This is a genomic window from Mycobacterium sp. (assembly GCF_049683935.1).
GTDB lineage: Bacteria > Actinomycetota > Actinomycetes > Mycobacteriales > Mycobacteriaceae > Mycobacterium.
Window position 1 is genome coordinate 1 of record NZ_JBAUJR010000078.1, and the last position, 3882, is coordinate 3882.

Consider the following 3882-nt stretch of genomic DNA (forward strand, 5'->3'; position numbering starts at 1 on the left):
GGGTGGTGCTGACCAGCAGTGGCTGGATTCCCGCCGCGCGGCGACGCAACGTCGTGCTGGCCGGGGCGGCGTCGGGACTGCTGGGCACGGCGACGGCGATCGGCGGTCCGCCGATGGCGCTGGTGTGGCAACGCAACAGCGGAGCGGAGTTGCGCGGCACGATGAGCGGCTTCTTCCTGATCGGTTCGCTGCTGTCGCTGGCCGCGCTGGCAGCGACCGGCGCCGTCACCAGGCACACGCTCTGGGGGTTCGCGGTCCTGTTCCCCGCGGCCATTGTGGGCTACCTGCTCTCACACCTGCTGAACAGGCATCTGAACCCGACTCGGCTGCGCTGGCTCGCCATCACGGTCTCCGCGGCGGGGGCGATCATGCTCATCGGCCGCGAACTGCTGGCGATGTGAGGAGCGGACGGTGACCGAAGACGTCTCGGTGCGCAAGGTCAAGTCGGCGGTTCGCACGGTCGAACTGCTCGAATACCTGGCCGCCCGCCACGACGATCCGGCGAGGTTGCGGGAGATCAGCGACGCGCTCGGGATGCCGCGCAGCAGCGCCCACGCGTTGTTGCGCACCCTGGTGTGTCAGGGTTGGGTGCGGTCGGACAACTCCGGCACCCTCTACGGCATCGGTATCCGCGCTCTGCTGGTCGGTACCAGCTATCTCGACAGCGACCCGTATCTGCCGCTGATCACACCGTTCCTCGAAGACCTGCGCACCGAACTCGACGAGACGTTCCATCTCGGCCGACTCGACGGCACCGACATCGTGTACCTGGCGACCCGCGAGTCCAAACAGTATGTGCGCAGCTCGAATCGAGTCGGCCGCAGGCTCCCCGCATACGCCACCTCGCTGGGCAAGGCGCTGCTGGCCGAGCGCTTCGGGATCGACCGCGACGAGCACGTCCCGGCCGCGCTGAAAAGCCTGACGCCCAAAACGATCACCGATCGCGACGCACTCGACCACGCGCTCGACGACGTCCGGGTGCGGGGCTACGCCACCGACGACGAGGAGAACACCATCGGGTTGCGGTGTTTCGCGGTGCCGCTGCGCTACTGCAGGCCGGTCCAGGACGCGATCAGCGCCTCTGTTCCTGTCGACCGACTCACACCCGAGCGCGAACGCGCCATCGTCGACGCGCTACGAGCCATGGGAGACAAAGTGTCTCGCGTGGTCCGTCCCCTGGCCGATGGCGACAGATGGTTCGCGTCGTGACCACCAGCAGAACCGGAGGAAAGCCATGAGCTCGAGAACCCCCGTCGTCACCGACGTCACCGTCGTGCCGATCGCCGGCCGTGACAGCATGCTGCTGAACCTGTCCGGCGCCCACGGCCCGTTCTTCACCCGGAACCTGGTGATCATCCACGACTCCGCCGGCAACGCCGGGGTCGGCGAGGTCCCCGGTGGCGAGCCGATCCGGCGCACCCTGGAGGACGCCCGCGCGCTGCTCACCGGCCGCGGAATCGGTGACTACCACGCCATGCTGGCCGACATGCGCCGCGAGTTCGCCGGCCGCGACGCCGGCGGCCGCGGTGCCCAGACCTTCGATCTGCGGATCGCCGTACATGCCGTCACCGCAGTGGAATCCGCGCTTCTGGATCTGCTCGGCCAGCATCTCGAGGTGCCGGTGGCGGCACTGCTCGGCGACGGCCGCCAGCGTTCGCGGGTGCAGGCCCTCGGCTACCTGTTCTTCGTCGGCGACCGCACCAAGACCGACCTCGCCTATCAGTCCCCCGCCGACGAGGAAGCCGGGGCCGACGAGTGGCTGCGGGTACGCCACGAGGAGGCACTGACACCCGAGGCGGTGGTTCGCCTCGCCGAAGCGGCCCGCGACCGCTACGGCTTCCGCGATTTCAAACTCAAAGGCGGAGTGCTGCCCGCAGCCGACGAGGCGAAGGCCGTCATCGCGCTGGCCGACCGCTTCCCGGACGCCCGGATCACGTTGGATCCCAACGGCGGCTGGCTCTTGTCCGATGCCATCACGACCTGCCGCGAGCTACGCGACGTCCTGGCCTATGCCGAGGATCCGGTCGGACCCGAGGGCGGGTTCTCCGGGCGAGAGGTGATGGCGGAGTTCAAACGCGCCACCGGACTGCCGACGGCGACGAACATGATCGCCACCGACTGGCGGGAGATGGGGCACGCGATCCGCTGCGGCGCGGTGGACATCCCGTTGGCCGACCCGCATTTCTGGACGATGGCCGGTTCCGTGCGCGTCGCCCAGCTCTGCGACGCCTGGGGCCTGACGTGGGGGTCGCACTCCAACAACCACTTCGACGTCTCGCTGGCGATGTTCACCCACGTGGCGGCGGCGGCGCCCGGCGACATCACCGCCATCGACACCCACTGGATCTGGCAGGACGGCCAGCAGATCACCACGGCGCCCTATCAGATAGTCGACGGCTACCTCACCGTGCCCGATGCGCCCGGCCTCGGCGTGGCGCTCGACGAAGCCGCCGTCGCCGCGGCAAACGACCTGTACCATAGCGAAGGATTGGGCGGTCGTGACGACGCCGTGGCCATGCAGTACCTGATTCCGGGTTGGACGTTCGACAGTAAACGGCCTGCCCTGCAACGAGGTTGAGATGCTGATCGTCGTCGCCGACTCCAATGTGGTGCCCCACCGCGAACGGTTCGAGGCGATCGTGCCTGCCGGTGCGGACATCCGCTGGCGCATCGGCGGCGTGCCCACCGCGGATCTGCGCGACGCCGAGGTGTTCGTCGGCAGCAGGTTCGACGCCGAGATGGCACGCACCGCCGAGAAGCTGCGGCTCATCCACGTCGCCGGCGCCGGAACCGACAAGATCGATTTCGGTTCGCTGCCACCGGATGTGCTGGTGGCGAACACGTTCCATCACGGGCGGTCGATCGCCGAATACGTCGTCGCATCGGCGGTGATGCTGCGCCGCGGATTCCTGATGCAAGACCGCTTGCTCCGCGACAACGTCTGGGCGTCACCGGTCTACGACAGTGGCATTCCACAGCCGCCGCTGTTCGGTGATGCGCACATCGGCTTCGTCGGCTTCGGCCAGATCGGGCTGCGCAGCTGGAATCTGCTGCGCACCTTCGGATGTACCGCCGCAGCGGTGACAGGATCCGGCCAGGTCTCCGGCGACACCGGCCTGCGGTGGGCCGGTGACACCTCGGACCTGGACCGGCTGCTGCGTGAATGTGATGTGGCCGTGGTGTCGGCGCCGCTGAACAGTCACACCGAGGGCATGATCGGCGCGTCGCAGCTCAGAGAACTCGGCCCCGAGGGTGTGCTGATCAACGTCGGTCGCGGGCCCCTGGTCCAGGAGCAGGCGCTGTACGACGCTTTGGCGAACGGGGTGATCAAGGGAGCGGCCATCGACGTTTGGTACCACTACCCGACGGGCGGCGGCGTCTGCGCGCCAAGCGATCTGCCGTTCGCGCAGCTACCGAACGTGCTGATGACCCCGCACTCGTCGGGAGTCACCAGCGACACGTTCACCGGGCGCGTCGACGAAGTCGCGGCCAACATCTCACGTCTGCAGCGCGGCGAACCGCTGCGCAATCTCGTCGCCCCCTGACGTCCGCCGGAACGCGATGGGTGCGCGGGCGCTGGGGCGCTCAGCCGTAGGGGTTCGGCTCGTGGAAGCGGTTGATGATCGGGATCCGCTCGATGATCCGATCACGCAACCGGGGTTCCTGATACTGCGGCACCGTGTTGGGGACCTGAGCGGGCGGCGGTAGCACCGGAGGCACATACGCGGGTGCAGGCGCCGGGGCCGGCGGCAGATAGTTCGGCGGTGGCACGGGCGGGACGTAAGCCGGGGCGGGCGGAATGTAGGCGGGCGGCGGGGCGATCGGTTCCTGGTACACCGGCGGCGGTGCCACCGGGGCTGCGGGCGGGTCGATTCTCGGCGC

General features: G+C 68.7%; 5 protein-coding genes. 4 read left to right on the plus strand and 1 reads right to left on the minus strand.

The genetic code is table 11. The annotated features are described in order from the left end of the window. From WA965_RS04360 to WA965_RS04375, 4 genes are all read left to right on the plus strand, one after another. Nucleotides 1-401: TSUP family transporter (locus WA965_RS04360; protein ID WP_526447138.1), on the plus strand; the 401-nt coding region annotated here is incomplete at its 5' end. 10 nt (nt 402-411) lie between these two features. Next, the gene (locus WA965_RS04365) at nt 412-1209 is read left to right on the plus strand and encodes an IclR family transcriptional regulator (RefSeq protein WP_526299598.1); all 798 of its coding nucleotides are present in this window, start codon (nt 412-414) and stop codon (nt 1207-1209) included. A 25-nt stretch (nt 1210-1234) separates the two neighbouring features. After that, the gene (locus WA965_RS04370; protein WP_526299600.1) at nt 1235-2578 is read left to right on the plus strand and encodes an enolase C-terminal domain-like protein; all 1344 of its coding nucleotides are present in this window, start codon (nt 1235-1237) and stop codon (nt 2576-2578) included. 1 nt (nt 2579) lies between these two features. Beyond that, nucleotides 2580-3545 carry a 2-hydroxyacid dehydrogenase gene (locus tag WA965_RS04375; protein ID WP_526299602.1) on the plus strand — a complete coding sequence of 322 codons (966 nt, stop codon included), beginning with the start codon at nt 2580-2582 and terminating at the stop codon, nt 3543-3545. A gap of 40 nt (nt 3546-3585) precedes the next feature. On the opposite strand, the gene WA965_RS04380 is transcribed toward WA965_RS04375, so the two are convergent. Then, nucleotides 3586-3882, minus strand: a 297-nt coding sequence (locus WA965_RS04380; RefSeq protein ID WP_526447140.1) for a DUF7157 domain-containing protein, incomplete at its 5' end; no start/stop codon positions are given.